14 protein-coding genes, 2 tRNA genes and 1 pseudogene are annotated in these 18,986 nt (G+C 43.9%); 8 read left to right on the top strand and 9 right to left on the bottom strand.

What is annotated here, in order from left to right; genetic code table 11:
• Window positions 1-52: 52 nt before the first annotated feature.
• Window positions 53-2,014: a DNA topoisomerase III gene (locus AC3CID_RS10975; RefSeq protein WP_114633834.1), complete on the top strand. Its 1,962-nt coding sequence runs from the start codon at window positions 53-55 to the stop codon at window positions 2,012-2,014.
• Window positions 2,015-2,074: 60 nt separating this feature from the next.
• On the opposite strand, the gene AC3CID_RS10970 is transcribed toward AC3CID_RS10975, so the two are convergent.
• Together AC3CID_RS10970 and AC3CID_RS10965 are read right to left on the bottom strand one after the other, a co-directional pair.
• On the bottom strand, window positions 2,075-3,076 hold the full coding sequence (locus tag AC3CID_RS10970; RefSeq protein WP_114633833.1) for a DUF3080 domain-containing protein: 1,002 nt from the start codon (window positions 3,074-3,076) through the stop codon (window positions 2,075-2,077).
• Between the two features lie 7 nt (window positions 3,077-3,083).
• Window positions 3,084-3,770 (bottom strand): SDR family oxidoreductase, encoded by a 687-nt coding sequence (locus AC3CID_RS10965; protein ID WP_488526547.1) that lies wholly within the window; start codon window positions 3,768-3,770, stop codon window positions 3,084-3,086.
• Window positions 3,771-4,031: 261 nt separating this feature from the next.
• Between AC3CID_RS10965 and AC3CID_RS10960 the strand changes: the two are divergent.
• Window positions 4,032-4,951 (top strand): annotated as a pseudogene (locus tag AC3CID_RS10960) (histone deacetylase family protein).
• Window positions 4,952-5,016: 65 nt separating this feature from the next.
• Here AC3CID_RS10960 and AC3CID_RS10955 read toward each other — a convergent pair.
• Window positions 5,017-5,107 (bottom strand) — tRNA-Ser (locus AC3CID_RS10955).
• A gap of 325 nt (window positions 5,108-5,432) precedes the next feature.
• Between AC3CID_RS10955 and AC3CID_RS10950 the strand changes: the two genes are divergently transcribed.
• Both AC3CID_RS10950 and AC3CID_RS10945 read left to right on the top strand, forming a co-directional pair.
• Complete coding sequence (locus AC3CID_RS10950) at window positions 5,433-5,876, top strand: RrF2 family transcriptional regulator (RefSeq protein ID WP_004734067.1); 444 nt, start codon at window positions 5,433-5,435, stop codon at window positions 5,874-5,876.
• Between the two features lie 37 nt (window positions 5,877-5,913).
• The gene (locus AC3CID_RS10945; protein ID WP_488526546.1) at window positions 5,914-7,098 is read left to right on the top strand and encodes an NnrS family protein; all 1,185 of its coding nucleotides are present in this window, start codon (window positions 5,914-5,916) and stop codon (window positions 7,096-7,098) included.
• Between the two features lie 655 nt (window positions 7,099-7,753).
• Here AC3CID_RS10945 and AC3CID_RS10940 read toward each other — a convergent pair.
• The 3 genes from AC3CID_RS10940 to AC3CID_RS10930 all read right to left on the bottom strand — a co-directional run bounded on the left by AC3CID_RS10940 (window position 7,754) and on the right by AC3CID_RS10930 (window position 10,047).
• Window positions 7,754-7,844 (bottom strand) — tRNA-Ser (locus AC3CID_RS10940).
• A 138-nt stretch (window positions 7,845-7,982) separates the two neighbouring features.
• On the bottom strand, window positions 7,983-9,791 hold the full coding sequence (locus AC3CID_RS10935; RefSeq protein WP_488526545.1) for a DUF3413 domain-containing protein: 1,809 nt from the start codon (window positions 9,789-9,791) through the stop codon (window positions 7,983-7,985).
• 28 nt (window positions 9,792-9,819) lie between these two features.
• Window positions 9,820-10,047, bottom strand: a complete 228-nt coding sequence (locus AC3CID_RS10930) for a YejL family protein (RefSeq protein WP_004734063.1) — start codon at window positions 10,045-10,047, stop codon at window positions 9,820-9,822.
• Between the two features lie 84 nt (window positions 10,048-10,131).
• On the opposite strand from AC3CID_RS10930, the gene yejK reads away from it, so the two are divergent.
• The 3 genes from yejK (at window position 10,132) to AC3CID_RS10915 (ending at window position 13,867) form a co-directional block, all read left to right on the top strand.
• Entirely contained in the window at window positions 10,132-11,136 is a 1,005-nt protein-coding gene (gene yejK / locus AC3CID_RS10925) for a nucleoid-associated protein YejK (RefSeq protein WP_017079528.1), read from the top strand.
• A 105-nt stretch (window positions 11,137-11,241) separates the two neighbouring features.
• A complete protein-coding gene (locus tag AC3CID_RS10920; RefSeq protein WP_473575906.1) occupies window positions 11,242-12,612 on the top strand; it encodes an Hpt domain-containing protein in 1,371 nt (456 codons plus the stop codon).
• A gap of 76 nt (window positions 12,613-12,688) precedes the next feature.
• Window positions 12,689-13,867, top strand: a complete 1,179-nt coding sequence (locus AC3CID_RS10915; protein ID WP_488526544.1) for a chemotaxis protein — start codon at window positions 12,689-12,691, stop codon at window positions 13,865-13,867.
• 96 nt (window positions 13,868-13,963) lie between these two features.
• Here the strand turns inward: AC3CID_RS10915 and nhaC are convergent, their stop codons facing one another.
• Window positions 13,964-15,400 (bottom strand): Na+/H+ antiporter NhaC, encoded by a 1,437-nt coding sequence (gene nhaC / locus AC3CID_RS10910; RefSeq protein ID WP_017079531.1) that lies wholly within the window; start codon window positions 15,398-15,400, stop codon window positions 13,964-13,966.
• 500 nt (window positions 15,401-15,900) lie between these two features.
• On the opposite strand from nhaC, the gene asd reads away from it, so the two are divergent.
• Window positions 15,901-17,019: an aspartate-semialdehyde dehydrogenase gene (gene asd / locus AC3CID_RS10905; protein ID WP_017079532.1), complete on the top strand. Its 1,119-nt coding sequence runs from the start codon at window positions 15,901-15,903 to the stop codon at window positions 17,017-17,019.
• A 166-nt stretch (window positions 17,020-17,185) separates the two neighbouring features.
• On the opposite strand, the gene AC3CID_RS10900 is transcribed toward asd, so the two are convergent.
• Window positions 17,186-18,028, bottom strand: coding sequence for an ion transporter (locus tag AC3CID_RS10900; RefSeq protein WP_026012221.1), 843 nt, complete (start codon window positions 18,026-18,028; stop codon window positions 17,186-17,188).
• Window positions 18,029-18,178: 150 nt separating this feature from the next.
• The gene (locus AC3CID_RS10895; protein WP_004734056.1) at window positions 18,179-18,817 is read right to left on the bottom strand and encodes a YchE family NAAT transporter; all 639 of its coding nucleotides are present in this window, start codon (window positions 18,815-18,817) and stop codon (window positions 18,179-18,181) included.
• Window positions 18,818-18,986: the final 169 nt, after the last annotated feature.

Here is an 18,986-nt window from a genome sequence, read left to right as displayed (position 1 = left end):
AGGGGCCACATTAGATAATGTGGCCCTAATTGTTTGTAGCATCTGGAAAAACATGTCTCGTCTTATCATTGCTGAAAAACCAAGCCTAGGCCGCGCGATCGCCGCTGCACTACCGAATCCACAGAAGAAAGACCAAGGGTTTATCAAATGTGGCAATGGGGATGTGGTGACTTGGTGTATTGGACACTTATTGGAGCAGGTTGAGCCGGATGCTTATGATGACCGTTATAAGAAGTGGAACTTAGCCGATCTTCCTATCGTGCCAGAGCAATGGCAACTAAGACCGCGTAAGACGTCAAGCAAACAGCTCACGGTGATCCGAAAGCTATTGAAGGACGCGACTCAAATCGTTCATGCGGGTGACCCGGATAGAGAAGGGCAGCTGCTGGTTGATGAAGTTATCGATTACTGCAAGGTGTCTAAGGCTAAGAAAGAGTCGATGGACAGGCTGCTGATCAGCGATTTGAACTTACCAGCCGTAAAGCGTGCGCTCTCTCAAATGCGCAGTAACCGAGATTTTATTCCACTTTCTATTTCTGCATTGGCGCGCTCTAGAGCCGATTGGCTGTATGGCATGAACATGACTCGCGCGTATACCTTGTTAGGTCAAAAGGCGGGCTACCAAGGCGTGTTGTCGGTAGGGCGAGTACAAACGCCTGTACTTGGTTTGGTTGTAAGGCGTGATGAAGAAATAGAAAACTTCATTCCTAAAGATTATTTCACTCTGCACGCTTTGATCCCTTATCAAAATAACGGCCAGAGCTTTGATATTCGAGCGCGTTGGAAACCAAGCGAAGCATGTAAACCATGGCAAGATGAAGAAGGCCGCGTGCTCAATCGAAAGCTGGTTGAGAACGTGGCTAACCGAATTACGAACCAACCCGCGACGGTGACGGAATCAGAGCAAAAGCAAAGTAAACAAGCTGCGCCATTGCCTTATTCGTTGTCAGCTTTGCAAATTGATGCGTCTAAGCGTTTTGGTATGAGTGCTCAACAGGTACTCGACACTTGTCAGTCGTTGTACGAGAAGCACAAACTCATCACTTATCCACGTTCTGACAGCCGCTACCTACCTAAGGATCACTACTCGCAAAGAGAGTCGGTCGTGGATGCTATCGCTAACAATGCGAAAGAGCTGCAAAGTGGTGCTCAAGGTGCGGATCTTTCTCTTAAATCCAAAGCATGGAACGACAGTAAGGTCGATGCTCACCACGCGATAATTCCTACTCCGAAAAAGTCATCGGTGAACGGCCTGTCTGCCAATGAGATGAAAATCTATCAGCAAATTGCTCGTCAGTATCTAATGCAATTCTACCCGCCTGCCATTTTTGCCGATGCCAAGTTAGTTTTTGATATCGCTGGTGGCGTATTCATTGCCAAAGGACGTCAGCTTATCAATCCAGGTTGGAAAGTGTTAATGGGCAAAACGGATACTGAAGAGAAAGGTGATGGTACGGATACGGTGCCTCCATTAGATAAAGGAACGGTACTCAATTGCCGTGAAGGAATTATTGGAGACAAAAAGACTGAGCCACCAAAACACTTCACGGAAGCGACCTTGCTACAAGCGATGACTGGTATCGCGCGCTTTGTCGCAAACAAAGACCTTAAAGCCATTTTGAAAGAGACCGATGGTCTTGGCACAGAAGCAACCCGAGCGGGTATTCTAGATACTTTATTCAAGAGACAACTGTTAACGCGACAAGGTAAAAGCATCCATAGTAGCCCGGCGGGAAGAGGCTTGATTAATGCTTTACCTGAGGACTCGACCTTTCCCGACATGACGGCTCACTGGGAGCATCAGTTGCAAGGCATGGCTGAACGAAACCAAGCGTATCAACCTTTCATGCAAGCGTTAGAAAGTAAGATTGATGGTTTGATGGGTAAAGTGAAAACGGGAGAAGTCCCTGAATCCCTACGTCATCTTCCTAAAGTTGAAAGACCAGCATTCAAGCGCCGTAAAGCTGGTGGGACAAGGAAGAAGACTTACGCTAAGAAAGGTACTAAAAGCTAAGAATTAATTGTTAGGGACTGAGATCAACAACTGTCCATTATTTGATATTTGAAGCCGGGATTAACGACCGACTTTGCGCCCGCAGCGCTTAAACAGCTGCTGCCAATAATCAACGTGGCGGCGAGTGGATGATCGAAAGGCTTGATGCGCATCTTTGATGGGAAAGTAATAACTGTGTAGCTCAGGCTGTGCGTCAAACATAGCAAGTTGCGGGGCTAGCTGCTGATAGTAGCCATCCAATTGCGCCATGTAAGGCTGAACTTTGTCAATATACTGTTGTTCGAACACATTGTTGAGATAGCGAAACTTAGTTGTGTCTCGTTGCTTCCCACAGATGATGTTGGCGTCAAAAGTAGTCAGCTGCTGGGTGATGGTATCAAGCTCAACCGAAGCACGAGCCAGCGAGTAGTATAAATCCCCGAGCGTAGAGCTCTTCTCTAATATTTCTTGAACCTCAATAGTCTTGCCGGAAACGAGCGGCGCGTTTAACGCTTGGTTGAGATGTTCTAAGGCGCCACTGGTTTGTCGTACCTGATCGCCGATATCAGCACGTAACCACTGACTGCCACGCATTTGCGACTGCATGGCATCGCTGGCATAGATGAGATTCCACTGGTGCAGCGGAAACTGTGTGAGTTTCTGCTGCTCGATTTCTTTCAGTAGCTCTACGACCTCAGAGTCTAATTCGCTACCGGATAAACATTTCCCAACACCCGCAAGTAGGGCGACTTGATAATCGTAATTACGAAACTCATCCGCGACTTTCCCAAGAACCGAATTTCTTTCTGCAATCAGATTGAACAATCCACACTGACGAAGCTGGTAACTGTCGATGAGACCGATAGAAAGCGATGGCACGTCAATCAACAGTTCTCTTTTTCTCGGTAGGTTTTCAAATTCCCATTCCTCTTTTATCTCGTCAACATCTTGTACTCTGGCTATCTTGGTTTGGTAGTCGTCGAATAAGTCTCCGGGGCCATCACTGAAACAGCCAGCTAGCATCACCGTCAGACAAAACAGAGTTGAGTGCTTAACTAGGTTTGAGAGAGGGCCATCATTCATCTGCGGGTTACCAGTCTATTTCACTGCCATCGAAATTGAAGAAGTGACCACTTACTTCAATATTCGCGGACTCGATGACTTTGATAAGACCAGAAGCTGAGGTGTCGGTGTCGATCAGAGCATTAGGGCCGCCCATTTCGGTCTGTACCCAACCTGGATGCAGAGCTAACACCGTAACGCCATTATCGGTTAAGTCGTTACTTAGGCTCTTCACAACGGAGTTTAGAGCGGCTTTGGAGGAGCGATAGATGTAGCCGCCTCCCGAGGTGTTCTCGGTCATGCTACCGACTCTAGAGGACAGGCAGGCGATCTTTTTGACGTCACTAATTTCTAGAAGAGGTAATAGAGTCTCGACAAGCTTCAATGGCGCAATGGTGTTGACTTCGAATACACGGCGCCACTCTTCGACATCGGTACTACCTAGCCCATAACCTTTAGGACCATAGTAGCCAGCGTTGTTGATCAAGATATCAATCGGTTCCATTTGCGAAGGGAGTTGGCCTACTGCTTGGTAATCGGTTATCTCTAATTGAATGCAGGTCAGATTGCTGTTGTTTTTCGCCAAAGACAGAAGAGCTTCTGCGGAGGTGGCTTCACGATAAGTCGCGTAAACCTTGTGGCTACCTTTCAAGTACTGTTGAGTCAGGCTTAAGCCAATGCCGCGGTTCGCTCCAGTAATAAAAATTACGCTCATGGTGATTCCTTTTCAGTTCAATTAGTTAAGTTTGATGGCTTAACACGAGAAAATCAACGCTCCACCAACTGGCCATTAGCATTCCTATAAAAATCATTACTGCTGCCATTGAGCCGCAGATCACCCCAAAGATGAGTATTAGGTTTTTCATAGCTGTCTCTTTGTGAAAGTTTAGATAATGATAACTATTATCATTAATTAAGGTTGTCGCCTAGGCTGAGACTGTTATGATTTTGAGAAAGATACGCAATTAACCTGATTATGATTCCTTTAATTTACCACTCAATCTATTCGCAGTTACCTTTACCAGAAGGTCATCGTTACCCAATCAACAAATATCAGTTGTTACACAGTGCTGTTGAAGCGTTAATGGATAGCGATCCTCTATGGAAGAACCAGTTTGAAATCTTCCAGCCAACGCCGGTTTCGGTTGAACAGGTAAAACAGGTTCACGATAGTGAGTATGTGGATTTGCTTGTTTCTGGTAATTTGCCCGCAGCAAAGATGAGACGTATCGGTTTCCCGTGGAGCGAACAACTTATTGAGAGAACGCTTTATTCAAGTGGTGGAACCTGCTTGGCCGCTGAAATGGCAATAGAGAGTGGTTTGGCGATTCATTTGAGTGGTGGTTATCATCACGCGCATCATGATTTTGGTAGTGGCTTTTGTTTGTTGAACGATCTGGTGTTAGCGGCAAAACATGCGCTGACCTTTGAACATATCGATAAAGTGCTTATCGTCGACAGCGATGTTCATCATGGTGATGGCACAGCAACTCTTTGCCAAGAGAATGACGACATCATTACTCTATCATTCCACTGCGACAAAAACTTTCCTGCACGAAAGCCATTATCCGATTTAGATGTGCCGTTAAGTCGTGAAACAGAAGATGCAGAGTTCTTACGTTGTTTTGAACAAGTCACTAAGTTAGCGATTGCTCACCATCAACCTGATCTGATTATTTATGATGCGGGGATCGATATTCATCAGACGATGAACTGGGTTATTTGAATGTCTCGACAAAAGGGATATTTGAACGCGACTGTTTGATGATTGAATTAGCGAAATCAGAGTCTATTCCGATGGCCTGCGTAGTCGGTGGCGGATATCGAACTCAGCACCAAGATCTGGTTCCAATTCACATGCAGTTATTGAAGGCCGCATTTGCTGTTAGCAGTTGAGCGGTGAGCTTGTGTGATCTCCAGATACAAAAAAGCCGCTGATTTCTCAGCGGCTTTTTTTAATGTGGTGGAGGGATAGGGATTTGAACCCTAGAACCGCTATTAACGGTTGCCGGTTTTCAAGACCGGTGCTTTCGACCACTCAGCCATCCCTCCAATGGCGCGTATAATATAAGGCTGGCTTTCGCTTGTAAATACCCTTACCAACTGACTGCTTTTTTAATGAACAAGTTTGTGCATTTTTATATGGTTAGAGTGAAAATACATCGAAAAATGTTCCTGATCGTTTCGACTTCGGGGGGTAGGTATCATTTGAGGAAGGAAAATGGAGAAAGGATCGAATACAACTGATGTGAGGAACGTAATTAGGACCGAAGCCTTGGCTTTTGGTGTGTAGCCACCATTCCCCATTAGGGTTAACTTGCCTTTGCTGCCTATAAGATTCATAATGAATGCATCTTATAGAGTGAAATATCCCACCATGCATATCACACGTTATACTGATTATTCCCTACGAGTTCTGATCTATTTAGCGATCAACAACCAATCTCTTAGCACCATCGGCGATATTGCTAACAGTTATGGTATTTCTAAAAACCATTTAATGAAGATCGTTCAGCAACTCAACCTCAAAGGACATCTGATCGCCACAAGAGGAAAAAATGGTGGTTTGAAACTCAGTTGCCATCCAAGTCAGATCAACATAGGTACGTTAGTTCGAGAGTTAGAAGACAAACGTAACTTGGTTGAATGTTTTGGCGAGGATAATAGCTGTGTCATTACACCAAATTGCCAATTGAAAACTATCTTTGCTGAAGCTCAAGAGTGTTTTTACAAAAGCTTAGACGCTTATAGCTTGCAAGATCTCCTCGGCGAAGGGCACAGCTACAAGCTAGGGCAACTCTTGGCGGTTGAAGTTATTTAAAGTAAGCAAGTTTTGTTTACTCACTAGGTTTACGATGATGAAAAATTTAAATCAAAACCCCAACAATGGCGTTTCAATGACGGCATTTTTCGAACTCGCGTTTCGACCGTTTTTTTTGTTTGCATCACTTTTTAGTATTGCAGCATTAGTTGGTTGGGCTGCTTTTTGGAATGGCAGCGCAATCTTAAATGTTTATGGCGGTGCAATGTGGTGGCATATTCATGAAATGTTGTTTGGCTTTGCAGCCACTGTTGTGGTTGGTTTTTTGCTGACGGCCGTACAAAATTGGACGGGTGTCCGCAGTATTAACGGACGTGGGTTAATGATACTTCTGGCTCTATGGTTGTGTGCGAGAATAGCCATGTTCCTACCTGAGGTTCTAAGCCCTTGGCTGGTGGCTGTACTCGATTTACTGTTTTTACCGATCGCTGTAATTTATCTTGCCCACAATATTGTCAGTGTGAAGCTTTGGCGAAATCTGTTGTTCATTCCTATTCTGCTGCTTATGACCTTTGCCAATGCTGCGATGCACTATGGTGTTCTATTTCAGCAGCCACTCTTAATGTCACAAGCTAGCACAAGCATGGTGCTGTTGGTGACTCTAGTCATGTGCATTATGGGTGGACGAGTTTTTCCTATGTTTACCGCTAATGGCACACAGACACCACGAACCCCTGCATTACCATGGCTTGAAAAGCTGAGCATCGTGAGCACGATTTTCGCCGTTGTGTTGAGCTTTCAGATACTTCCAGTTCCACAAAATCTCGTTGCTTTCGTGTTTATTGTCAGTGGCTCGGCAAATGCGATTAGGGCAGTAAGGTGGAAAATATGGGTTGCTTTTAAGACTCCTCTTGTGTGGTCTCTACACTTAAGCTACTGGGCCATTTCGTTAGGGTTGGTTTTGTATGGTGTTTCGATCATTTCGTCATTGGTCACACAATCACAAGCGATTCATGCATTAACCGTTGGTGGAATGGGAGTGATGATCTTATCAATGATCTCACGTGTGTCTTTAGGGCATACAGGCCGAACTATTGCGATTGGTAAAATAATGACTGCGGCGTTAATCGCCATTGTTTTTGCCTTTATTGTTCGAGTGTTTGGTGGATACTTTACCCATGATATTGTCTCTATCATCACCTTATCCAGCGCTCTGTGGGTCGCTGCATACAGTTGTTTCGTTGTGTTGTACTTACCAATTTTAATAAAACCAAAAGCTTAAATTACTACAAGTTGCGAATGTTCAATATTGATGACTTTAAAGTTGCATTTAAAATGCATCTTTAATATTATGTCTGCAGTGAATGACTTAAACACAATCAAAGAGAGTATGATTATGAGCTGTTGTGGCGGATGTGGTGGTTCAAACCACGAAGAAAAAGCAAATGAAGCTGAACAAAAGAAACAAGCAGAGCAGCAAGAGACTAAGCAAGAAAACGCTTAATTAAAGTAGCGCTCAAGCCAAATTTAGAAATCCAGAGACTTAGATGAAGCCTCTGGATTTTTTTTATTTTTATGGATTTATGATGAGTGCCTGAAACAAGCCTAAACACTATTCGAGCCTGCAGTGAATTCTGACTCTCTAGCGAGTAACTGTACCCAATTGGCATGCACCACCAGTCTAGTCATATTGAATGAACGCGCTGTGCAGATAAGTTTGGTCTAAGGTATGTATCGATGACTGGAGTGCGGAGAGAATATAAATTGAGCTAGCCAGTGATATTCAAACAGCTATAGAGTCGTAACAGGGCTTTAAACTGTTCAGAATGAACCAAACAATCTGTCTTTGGGGAATAGTTGAATATTAAACTTTAGATTCGATTCACTTTACGTCAGACGCAAAAAAGCCGCTGATTTCTCAGCGGCTTTCTTTTATGTGGTGGAGGGATAGGGATTTGAACCCTAGAACCGCTATTAACGGTTGCCGGTTTTCAAGACCGGTGCTTTCGACCACTCAGCCATCCCTCCATTGGCGTGCATAATATAAGGAGGAGAGTGCCTTGTAAACCCTTAATTATCATAATCTTGTTTGGTTGTTTGTTTTCTAGTCATTAGCGGCAATAAAAAAGGGAAGCAGCATGCTTCCCTTTTTTATATGGTGACTAGTTAATCATTTTTTGTGTAGAAACGCTGCAGCTCTGTTAAGCCTTGCATTAATACTGGTAAGCGAGGGCTTACATCTTTTAGGCGTTTGTAGTTTTGGTCATACAACTTGTAGTTACCAAATTTATCTAACACCGTGGTTTGTTGGTCGGTAACAAGGGCAAGTTCACGTGAGTCACCCGCGAGAATCCACTTTCTTTTACGCTCATTAAACAGGCTGCGACCGCTACTGAAATCTGTTGGGTTTGAAGATACGCCCAATAGCTCTTGCATCAACGTTACGGACACGTCTAAATGACTAGAACGGTGAGTGTATTCAGAAGCAGACTTACCAGGCCAGCTGATAAATAGTGGCACTTGTAACTGATAACGACTGTAGTTGGAGTTTGCGCCCCAGCTGTTGGTCTTAGTTTCGTTAAACTCGCTACCGTGATTAGAAGTAATGATAACCACCGTGTTGTCGGTTAGCTCTAAGCGTTCCAGTTCAGTGTAGATTGTTGCTAGCTGAGCATCGGCTGCTTGAGCAGACTTTTGATAGTCTGCAGCAAAACGTTCTGCTGTCGTTAACGTTGAATCTGACTCTGAACTTGAATCGTAGCTAGAGAAGTTATCCAGCGTGGTCAGCTCAATGAAGTTAAACCAAGGACGTTTAGCTTGTGGTGATTGAATCCAGTTAGACCAAGCTTGTATCGCGCTTTTGTCATCATAAGTTGCTTGCTCTGGCATAACATCACGGCCTCGGAAGATGATTTCCGAGTAAAGTGCATCGTCAAAGTTGTCGCCACTGAAAGCCGCAAACTTATAATTGTGATTATCTAAAACGTCCAACAGTACTGCACTTGAACCCTGAGCTTCGATGCTGCTTGCGTAGCTGCTTGGAAGGCCATAGAACAAACCGAAGATACCAAACATGTCGTTACTTGAACTGTAGTGATTGGTGAAGTTGATCGATTGTTGTGAGTATGCGTAGCTGTTTGGCATCGCTGTGGCATTAAGTGCATCAGAGCGAAGGTTGTTTACACTCACCATCAGGATATTAAGATCATCACTGCGGCGGTTGTATTGAATTTTTTCGAGCGGGTAGCTAACTAAGTTTACGTTCTCTTTGTTGGCTTCTAAACGCTGTAAATATTCTTCACGGTCTAATAGGCCATGTTTTTCCATAAAGCTTTTCGCTGTCATTGGGTATGACAGTGGGAAGTTCGCTTTCTGGCTAGTAATTGGGTTGTAGAAATACGCATCAGCCCACATGTAAGTCAAGTGGCTGCTGATGAAACACAAGAAGAAGACGGCAGTAATCGGACGGCCAATGTGTTTATGAGACAGTTTACGTTGCTTACGCCAAACCCACTCAGACAGACCTAGCTGTAATAAGAAGATAAGTGGCATAACAATGAAGAGGTGTTGCAAATCAGATGTGAATGCAGACTCCTCTCCACTAAATAAAACCTCCCACACGACAGGTGTCAGGTGGAGGTTTATATTTTGATACGTTTGGGTATCAATCAGTAGGACAGTTAAACCTATGGTTGCAAAGCAAACGGCAACCAAACGTAATAACTTCCTCGACGGAAGAATAAAAGTGAGCGGAAACAGCACTAATAGATAAAGCGCGAATACTAAAAATCCGAAATGACCAACCCAAGATGCAGCCAAATAAAATTGACCCAATAGGGTTTCTGGCCAAGCAGATTGAGTAATATAACGAGTACCAATCAACATCGCAGCAATGATGTTGAAAAATGCAAACCAGTGACCCCAACCAACAAGTCGAGATACGCGATCGCTATATGAGTTTGCGCTGTCTACCATTTATAATTCTTTTATCCGTCAATCAAATTTAGTGAGACTTTTTATCTTCAAGAGAAGAGATTAAAGCTTCGGCAAATTTTTCAGCAATTCCTTTGCGTTGTGAAGCAGCAACATTCTGATTTAAGACATTGGTTGCGATATTTCCAGCGATCATCAGTGAAAGTTCTGGTGAAGCTTTGTGCTTAGTGAGTACAGCACCTACTTCAGCTAGGATTTTTTCAACTTGATCATCTGTGTATTTAGATATAATCGGCATAAGGACTCTAATAATGATAGTAAAAGCGGCTTATGATAACCTACTATGCACGACAACTGAAACCTGAACGGTAATATTTTCACTATGAGCCTTCACCTTTCCAACGTAATTTTACACCAGCTGAGCAAGAACGATCAGGATGAACTGATTGTTAACTATCGTGCTGAATCTCTAGAAAACGATGCTTCATCTGAAAGCCTAGTTGCTGAACTTCACCGTGTTTTTAATTCAAAAGCAGGTAAAGGGTTTGGTTCTTTCAAATCCGACAGCGAATTCCAGCAGTCGTTGCATGAATTTCGAGCGGGAGAGCAAAGTTTCTATGATTTCTCTCAAAAAAGTGCGCTACGTCTAAAAGATGAGTTATCGAAATACCCATTTGCTGACGAAGGCACTTTGGTACTCGCTGAATACCAATCACTGGCGACAGACTACCTTTTCATCGGTTTACTGCCTTCGAACCAAAGTTTGAAAGTGACTGAAGGGTTAGACATCAGTGCGACTGATTACCTTGATATCTCAAAGATGGATATTGTGGCGCGCCTTGACCTTTCAACATACGACACAGACAAAGAGTCAAACCGTTACTTAACTTACATTAAAGGACGTGTTGGCCGTAAAGTCGCGGATTTCTTCTTAGATTTCTTACAAGCTGAAGTCGGTTTGGATGCGAAACAGCAAAACCAAGTACTGATGCAAGCGGTAGAAGATTTCGTTTCAGACTCTAAGTTAGAAAAAGAAGAAGCGATCAGCTATAAAAAGCAGGTTGCGGATTACTGTAACGAACAGCTAAAAGCGGGCGATGAAGTTCAAGTTCGTGAACTTTCTGGAGAACTGCCAGCAAGCACTGATGGTACAAGCTTCTTTGACTATACTAGTGAGCAAGGCTACGAGTTAGAAGACAGTTTCCCCGCTGATCGCGCAACTATGCGTAAACTAACAAAATTTGTTGGTGCTGGTGGCGGTTTGAATGTTAGTTTTGATAGTCTGCTTCTAGGCGAACGTATCTTTTACGATCCGGAGACAGACACGCTAACGATTAAAGGCACTCCACCGAACTTACGTGACCAACTGACTCGCAATAAGTCATAGTCCGAAGTTAATGAGTAAAAGCGGCAGCAAGATGTTGTCGCTTGTTTTGTGCTTAGTCTTTTAGCAAGTGTCATGGCTTCAAGTTAACACGCACAAGGAATATAGATGGAACAATCAGTAGCAAAGCCCAAACGCTTTAAAAAACCGGCCACTTTCTTGGTTGTGCTCTTGGCTCTGTGGCTACTTCCTTCATTGGCTCTCCTTAATCTAAGCCGTTCCTACACCAATTCTCTTGCTCAAATTGAAGAGCTCGGTATTCGCGTCAATGAATTGAGGCAATCGCTTTATTTCTCTGAGCCGCTGCGAGTCTCTCGTATCAATGAGTTAGCACTTGATGCTCAGTTGGTTTATTCGATCCGACTGCAGATTGAATCTGATTTTCAACACGCCTTGTTTCGCCCTGATGTGAATCAACTGCTTTACGTAGCCGATCAATTCCTAGAAAAGTTTGATGAGTTCATCCCGATAGAAAGTCAGGTTCAAGACATCGTTGACAATATTAAGATACTGCGCGCTGATAAAGAGCTTTCCCCTAAACTAAAACCGCTACTCAATGAATTCGGCGTTGTTGTCTTTGAAGCGATGTATTCTGACAATCAAAGCTCGTCAGCGACTTATCGTGCGTTTGATTCCATTCTAGAAAAATCATATTCATTAAAAACTGAAGAGCAAGACGCACTGCAACAGTTATTGGCTGATGCCTCAGCGTTGTTGAGTGATTACGCTCAGCTCAATTATTTAGTCGATAAAATCAAGAAAAACTCGGTGAACGAACAGATCATTAAACTTGAAGCTGAGTTCCATGACCGTCAGTTTAACCTATTGCTAGTGATGCTAGGTTTAAGCTTGGTAACGATGATCACACTAGTGTTGTGGGGCGTTAGATCGAGAAAATTGATTCAACAAACAGACAAAGAACTGAGTCCTGAACCAGTAGCCGATTCAAGTAAGGAAAATGCTCTCTCTGCGGTGAGACAACCAACTAATGACCCTTCCGTATTGAAGATTACGCCAACGAGCAAACATTCCGACCTTCAACCTCAAGAGGGCATTAACGTAACAAGCCAGGAAATTGTTCAGCAGAACACAGAGGAAGCTCCAATGGCAGAGAAACACATTGCAAGTGTCACTGATTCAAAGCCTGCGATTGATATTGAAGACATGCTAGAAACGCTTGATGGTGATGCTGAGTCTGTCGAATTGCTACTTGGCGTCTTTGTACAAGATCACGCTGATGATTACACGAAGTTCAAATCTCTTCTCACTAAAGATGAAACCTCTGCTGCTCGTATTGTACATAGCTTAAAAGGTGTGGCAGGCAGTATCAAAGCGTCTCGATTAGCGATCATTGCAGCAACTATTGAAATGACAATGAAACAGTCGAGAGCGATCAGTGAACACGATTTAGAAGAACTAGAGGCGGCAATAAAAGCCTCTATAGATGCTGCGTTTGAATATTTAGATAAGCAGCGTTAACTTTTGTAGGAATTTTGACAATACTCTGACGAAGTGCTCATACAATCCGCGCCCTTAGTCTTTGTCAGAGGTTTACATGTTACGATTTTCGAGTCGACGTTGGATGGTGTTGGTGCTTAGTATTGCGCTAAGTGGTTGTTCTATATTAGAAGTTAAGTTAGATACTCAGACGACGCCTCTCACTCAACAAGAGCTGAATGCTCGAATCATGACGCGTGAATACGCCAAGATGTTTTTTATGCGAGTAGAAGACTCTGCCGATCTCATTGCTCAATCTTACCCTGCTGATGACACCTTACATCAATCTTATGTCTTGCTTTGGAAGATCCATGCGGAGCAGGGCTTACAGCAAGCGGCTTATCAAACTTCACCGATGTCTGCCTTAATCGACTCGTGGGTGTTCACTGCCCAAATGAATCAGTTTTATCGCCAAGGCGATGGTGCGGATCTGTTCGCGACGGATCATGCGGTAGAGACTGCTCGTTTTCTTGATCAAGAAGCAGAAAAACTGGCAAAGGGTGTATTGAGCTCGAGTGATTTCAAGAACAGCAAAGTGTTCGTTGCGCAGTTTGCTGCTAGCCACCCATTTAAAGACCTCACATTCAGAATCACCCCCGCTTACCGTGAATGGCTGAACTATCTAGGTAAAGACGAGTCGCAAATTGTCCAGAGCTTAGGCACCATGCCAGAAGCAATGAGTGACGCATCCGATCGTTTAAGTTTGATGGCTGACCAGACGCCTAAACTAATGTCTTGGAAAGCGGAGCTGGTTGCGTTAAACAGTTCGCTAACGGGTGAAGACCTGTCTATGACATTAGAAAGTCTTCGTCAAACGTCAGCAAGCATGCAAGACTTCATCGAGAACAACCCTGAGTACATGCAAACACTGGCTTCTATTATGTCGACAGAAATGCAGCCTCTACTCAACGATCTTAGCGACAAGACAGACCAGAAATTAGCGATGCTCACTGAAGAGCGTGTAGCGTTAGAAAAAATGGTGACACGTGAAAGAGAAGCTCTGGTAGAGATGATTGCGAAAGAGCGCATTGAGATTGCAGGTATCGTGACTTCAGAGAGGGAGTTGTTTACGCAAGACCTTGACCGCGTATCTCAAGAGGTAGTGGTACTTGCTATTGATAAACTGATGGAGTTAATCAAAGGTGTGATTATCTACTTCATCCTGTTTATCTTAGTGGTGTTCTTTGCACCGTTAGGCATCGGTTACTGGCTGGGTAAGCGAACCATAAATAGATAAACCAGTAGATTAAAAAAAGAGCGCCCTAGGGCGCTCTTTTTGCATTTATATCATTAACGTTTTTGTGCTTACTTTCTAAAGCTCTGAGGCATTAACTTATGCTTGCTGCTTAGTAAGCTCTGCCGCTTCTTCAGTTTCAACGGCTGGTGCTGTTGGTTCACACTTATCAACGAACCAACCCATGTAAGAGGTAACGATAGTCACGATGATACAGATGAAGCTTAGCCACATGAACGGTGCGTAAGATAGCGTTGCAACGCCTAGAATACTCGCCATGTAGATACCGTTATCACTCCAAGGAACCATACCTGACGTTAACGTGCCACCAAACTCAGCATTACGAGATAGGTTCTTACGTTTGTAGCCCAAGCGGTCGTAGTTTTTCGCACAGATTTTTGGCGTAAGGATTAACGATACGTACATCGCAGAACCGAACACGTTACCCATGAAAGCCGTACCAATGGTGCTGGTTGCTAGAGAACCTGCGCTGTTTACACGGCGCTCGAACACTTTAGCAATTGTCTCTAGTACGCCCACTTTATCCAGTAAGCCACCAAAACCTAGACCAAATACGATAACCGCGACCGAACCAAGCATTGAAGACATGCCACCACGGTTAAGAATTGAATCAATGAATTCTACGCCAGATGAGATAGAGAACGGTGCCCAAGCAGTGTTGAATGCCGTTAGGAAATCGATCTCTTGGATCATGACTGCCCAGATAATACCAAGCAGAGAACCAAAGCTGATTACTGGGAATGAAGGCATACGGAAAGCCAACAGGCCAAGCACGATCAGTACTGGAACGAATGAGTAAGGCGTGATGTAGAACTGAACTTCCATTGCTTTGATGACAGAATCTACTTGGCTCATGTCAACATTACCTGCGTAGTGGAAACCAAACGCAGTAAACATGATGCCAGTAATAATGTAGCTGATTAGCGCAACAGGCAGCATGCCTTTGATGTGTTCAACCACTTCGACACCAGACATTGAAGAAGCCAGAATCACTGAATCAGAAAGTGGAGACATCTTGTCACCGAAGTAACAGCCTGATAGCACCGCACCCGCTGTAATTGGTGCTGGAACACCTAAGCCTTGGCCAATACCCATCATCGCGATGCCTGCAGTACCCGCGGCACCCCAAGACGTACCGGTCGCCAATGCGGTTAGAGAACAGATGATCATGGTCGCTAAAAGGAAGATAGAAGGGTGGATAGCTTTCAGACCATAGTAAATGATAGTAGGTACGATCCCGCCTGAGATCCAAGTACCAACAAGAGCGCCAACGGCTAAAAGTATTAAAACCGCGCCTAAGCCATTGGATATTCCTTTGAGTGCTGCTTTTTCTAAGTCTTTGTATTCGTGGCCAAGACGAATACCAAGAACCATGATAATGAACCAACCAATATACAAGGCAAGTTGAATTGGAAGGTCAAGCTTTGCTGTAAAGGAAAAAGCAAGGGATAGAAATAGTCCTAACGCGATGAATACCTGTAATAGGTTCGGTAGGCGAGTTTTACTCTGCTTCATAAAAGCCTCTTGTTAATTCGAGCATTTATAGTGCTTCGTTATAGTGTGTGGTGCAAAACGGACACTACAGTAATTAGTTTATTATATCGAAAAAATACGCCCAAGTTGTGATATTTGACTGTTAACTCAATCAATTGTGGTTTCATAATCTGAAATTTTGTTAAATTCATGATTGTTACATGTTGAAGTTTGTCGCACGTTGTTTTCGTTTTGTAAAATATAATTCTGATTAACCTTGGATTAAAAGAGGGATTTACTGTTTGTGATGGGTGTCGATTCAAGCGGTTTTGGCGATGTAAATGTTTGAATTTGACGATAATGGGTGCTTTAACAATGGTCCAGACATTGAATGTCGATACAGAGATAACTGCACGATTCATTACGTTCACTTAAAAGAAACGAAAAAGTTACACTTTTTGACAAAAAGCGCTTGAGTTCTGTTTCTGAAAAACTTATAGATGGGGGAGAGCAATTTTTAATTTATACATGGAGAGTGAGCGATGAGAGTAGGTCTAGTTGGTTGGCGCGGTATGGTTGGTTCTGTACTAATGCAACGTATGGTTGAAGAGAAAGACTTCGACTTGATTGAGCCTGTTTATTACAGCACATCTCAGATTGGTATTCCTGCCCCTGTTCTAGGTGGTAAAGATGCGGGTCTACTTCAAGACGCTTTTGATATTGATAGCCTAAAACAGCTTGATGCTGTGATTACCTGTCAAGGCGGCGATTACACATCAAAAGTATACCCAGCACTGCGTCAAGCAGGTTGGAAAGGCTACTGGATTGATGCAGCTTCTACTTTGCGTATGGACGCTGATTCAATCATCACTCTTGATCCTGTTAACTTGGCTCAAATTCAGCAAGGCATTCACGGCGGTACTAACACTTTCGTTGGTGGTAACTGTACTGTGAGCTTAATGCTTATGGCTTTGGGTGGCCTTTACGAGAAAGGCATGGTCGAGTGGATGAGTGCCATGACTTACCAAGCGGCTTCTGGTGCCGGTGCTAAGAACATGCGTGAACTGATCTCACAAATGGGTGTGATCAACGATAGCGTAAGTTCAGAGCTAGCAAACCCTTCAAGTTCCATACTTGATATTGATAAAAAAGTTGCTGATACCATTCGTTCATCTTCATTCCCAACAGACCAATTTGGTGCTCCGCTTGCGGGCTCATTAATCCCTTGGATCGATGTGAAGCGTGAAAATGGTCAAAGCAAAGAAGAATGGAAAGCAGGTGTTGAAGCGAACAAGATTCTTGGCTTAGATGGTCAGCCAATCCCTATTGATGGTACTTGTGTACGAATCGGTGCAATGCGTTGTCATGCTCAAGCACTAACAATCAAGCTTAAGCAAGACGTGCCAATGGACGAGATCGAAGAGATCATCGCGACGCACAATGATTGGGTTAAAGTGGTTCCTAATGACCGTGACATCACGGCACAGGAGCTAACACCAGCGAAAGTAACAGGTACTATGTCTGTACCAGTAGGTCGTCTGCGTAAGATGTCTATGGGTAACGACTTCCTGAACGCGTTCACTGTCGGTGACCAATTACTTTGGGGTGCTGCAGAACCACTACGTCGTACTTTGCGAATTATCCTTGCTGAGAAAGCGTAATAGGCAAGATTGCTTAAATTCTATTAGCTGATAAACCGAAAGGGTTGACGATAAACGTCAACCCTTTTTAGTTTATTGATATCTCGTTATTCGGCCCTCGAAACTGTCCTTAAATCTCTTCGCATCTCGCATCTCGCATCTCGCTACTCGAATCTCGTGCCTGCTTTTATTTCTCGTCGGTGACGACACGCTTGTCTGGGTCTGCCAATTCACTCGCACAGTGTTTGCAATACATGGCATCCGAATCATGGCCAGCGCGGTTGCAGTTCGGGCACTTAACCAACTCTTTGTGTGAGTTCATTTCATTACTGAGTTCTGCGGTAATGATACCCGTTGGGACGGCTAGGATAGAGTAACCCAATAGCATGGTAAGCGAAGCGATCGCTTTACCTAACGCGGTTTGGGGGATCATGTCACCGTAGCCAACCGTGGTGATGGTTACAATTGCCCAATAAATACTGTGGGGAATACTGGTGAAGCCATTTTCTGGTCCTTCAATAACAAAGATCAGAGCGCCGAAGATAACGACCAAGATACCCACTGTACTGAAGAAGATCAGTATCTTTCGTCGTGCCATCAACAGTGAGCGCAACAAGATATTGGAATCTTGCAGGTAACGAACCAGTTTTAGGATTCGGAAGATACGCATCACACGCAGCAGTCTCACCACACCCATAAATGAAGCGCCTGGGAAGATGATCGCTAGATAGGTCGGAAGAATCGCTAATAGGTCAACGACACCATAAAAGCTGGTGGCGTAGGATTTTGGTTTTGGAGAGCAATAAAGTCTCAGCAAATATTCGAGAGTAAAGAGGGCTGTAAAGGTGTACTCGATATAACGCAGCTGCTGTGACCATTCGGTCATCACATTAGGGATGGACTCTAAGATCAGAACCAACAGCGAAGCCAAGATTGCAACGATCAGAGAGATATCAAATGCACGTCCGGCTGGCGTGTGAGTACCAAAGATAATGACGTACAAATGATGCTTGAGTGGCTTGCGTGACATAAGGAAAGATTCATCTTCTGTTAAATGCATTAACAATCATTATACAAGCTTCATAATAACGAGGCGAGTGAAAGCCCAATTGCTTTACTCGCCTCATCTATCGTTCAGTAGTGGTTGCCCTTTTTAGAGCAACTGAAATACCGTTAAATGTTATGCCAAACCTGGGAACAGGTTACGTAGACCATTAGCGATGAATTCGATGCCCAATGCACCGAGAATCAAGCCCATGATACGAGTGATAACGTTGATACCGGTTTGACCTAAAAAGCGAACGATAACCGGCGCTGAACGGAACAGAAGCCAAGAGCACGTTGCAAACGCGATGATACTAATGCCAATTCCTACGGTATCAATGGCTGCAGGATAGCGAGAACCATAAACAATGGTCGAGCTGATTGCACCCGGGCCTGCCATTAGCGGCATAGCCAGTGGAACAACACCGATTTGTTCTTTGCTGATGTATTCAGATTTCTCTTGTTTGTTCTGTTTATCTTCACCGAGCTTACCGCTCATCATCGAAAATGCGATGCTCAGCAATAGCAAACCACCTGCAACACGAAATGAATCTAGCGAGATGCTAAACATATCAAGCAGCATTTGCCCCGCAACAAGCGACACAATCAGGATAACGGCAACTGCTATGTTTGCTTGTAAGGCTGTCCTGTTCCTCTCTTCTGGCGGCATATGAGCAGTAAGAGAAACAAAAACAGGCATGATGCCGATAGGGTTTACGGCAGCAACAAGCCCAAGGAAGAATTGCATAAAAATTGCGAGTTCTAAGCCTTGCATGAGAGCGGTCTCCAGTTAGCGTACTTAAAGTTGAAGTGTTGATCTGTGAATAGTCAGAGCGCGTAATGTAAGGGACAAACTCAATTTGCACGAATGAAAAAAACTAACCTGAAATAGGGGATTTTTTTTAGAAAAACTAATTGAATCTCACTTTTGTATTCGCCTTGTT

It is taken from the genome of Vibrio sp. QJM3NY_21, from assembly GCF_057785975.1.
This window is presented reverse-complemented; position numbering and strand designations above follow the sequence as displayed.

Excerpts from the sequence above, each read along its gene's own strand:
- AC3CID_RS10975 (WP_114633834.1), top strand. The coding sequence starts at position 53 with ATGTCTCGTCTTATCATTGCTGAAAAACCAAGCCTAGGCCGCGCGATC.
- AC3CID_RS10935 (WP_488526545.1), bottom strand. The coding sequence starts at position 9,791 with ATGGTAGACAGCGCAAACTCATATAGCGATCGCGTATCTCGACTTGTT.
- AC3CID_RS10945 (WP_488526546.1), top strand. The coding sequence starts at position 5,914 with ATGAAAAATTTAAATCAAAACCCCAACAATGGCGTTTCAATGACGGCA.
- nhaC (WP_017079531.1), bottom strand. The coding sequence starts at position 15,400 with ATGAAGCAGAGTAAAACTCGCCTACCGAACCTATTACAGGTATTCATC.
- AC3CID_RS10895 (WP_004734056.1), bottom strand. The coding sequence starts at position 18,817 with ATGCAAGGCTTAGAACTCGCAATTTTTATGCAATTCTTCCTTGGGCTT.
- AC3CID_RS10915 (WP_488526544.1), top strand. The coding sequence starts at position 12,689 with ATGTTACGATTTTCGAGTCGACGTTGGATGGTGTTGGTGCTTAGTATT.
- AC3CID_RS10965 (WP_488526547.1), bottom strand. The coding sequence starts at position 3,770 with ATGAGCGTAATTTTTATTACTGGAGCGAACCGCGGCATTGGCTTAAGC.
- AC3CID_RS10920 (WP_473575906.1), top strand. The coding sequence starts at position 11,242 with ATGGAACAATCAGTAGCAAAGCCCAAACGCTTTAAAAAACCGGCCACT.
- AC3CID_RS10900 (WP_026012221.1), bottom strand. The coding sequence starts at position 18,028 with ATGTCACGCAAGCCACTCAAGCATCATTTGTACGTCATTATCTTTGGT.
- AC3CID_RS10950 (WP_004734067.1), top strand. The coding sequence starts at position 5,433 with ATGCATATCACACGTTATACTGATTATTCCCTACGAGTTCTGATCTAT.
- AC3CID_RS10970 (WP_114633833.1), bottom strand. The coding sequence starts at position 3,076 with ATGAATGATGGCCCTCTCTCAAACCTAGTTAAGCACTCAACTCTGTTT.
- AC3CID_RS10930 (WP_004734063.1), bottom strand. The coding sequence starts at position 10,047 with ATGCCGATTATATCTAAATACACAGATGATCAAGTTGAAAAAATCCTA.
- yejK (WP_017079528.1), top strand. The coding sequence starts at position 10,132 with ATGAGCCTTCACCTTTCCAACGTAATTTTACACCAGCTGAGCAAGAAC.
- asd (WP_017079532.1), top strand. The coding sequence starts at position 15,901 with ATGAGAGTAGGTCTAGTTGGTTGGCGCGGTATGGTTGGTTCTGTACTA.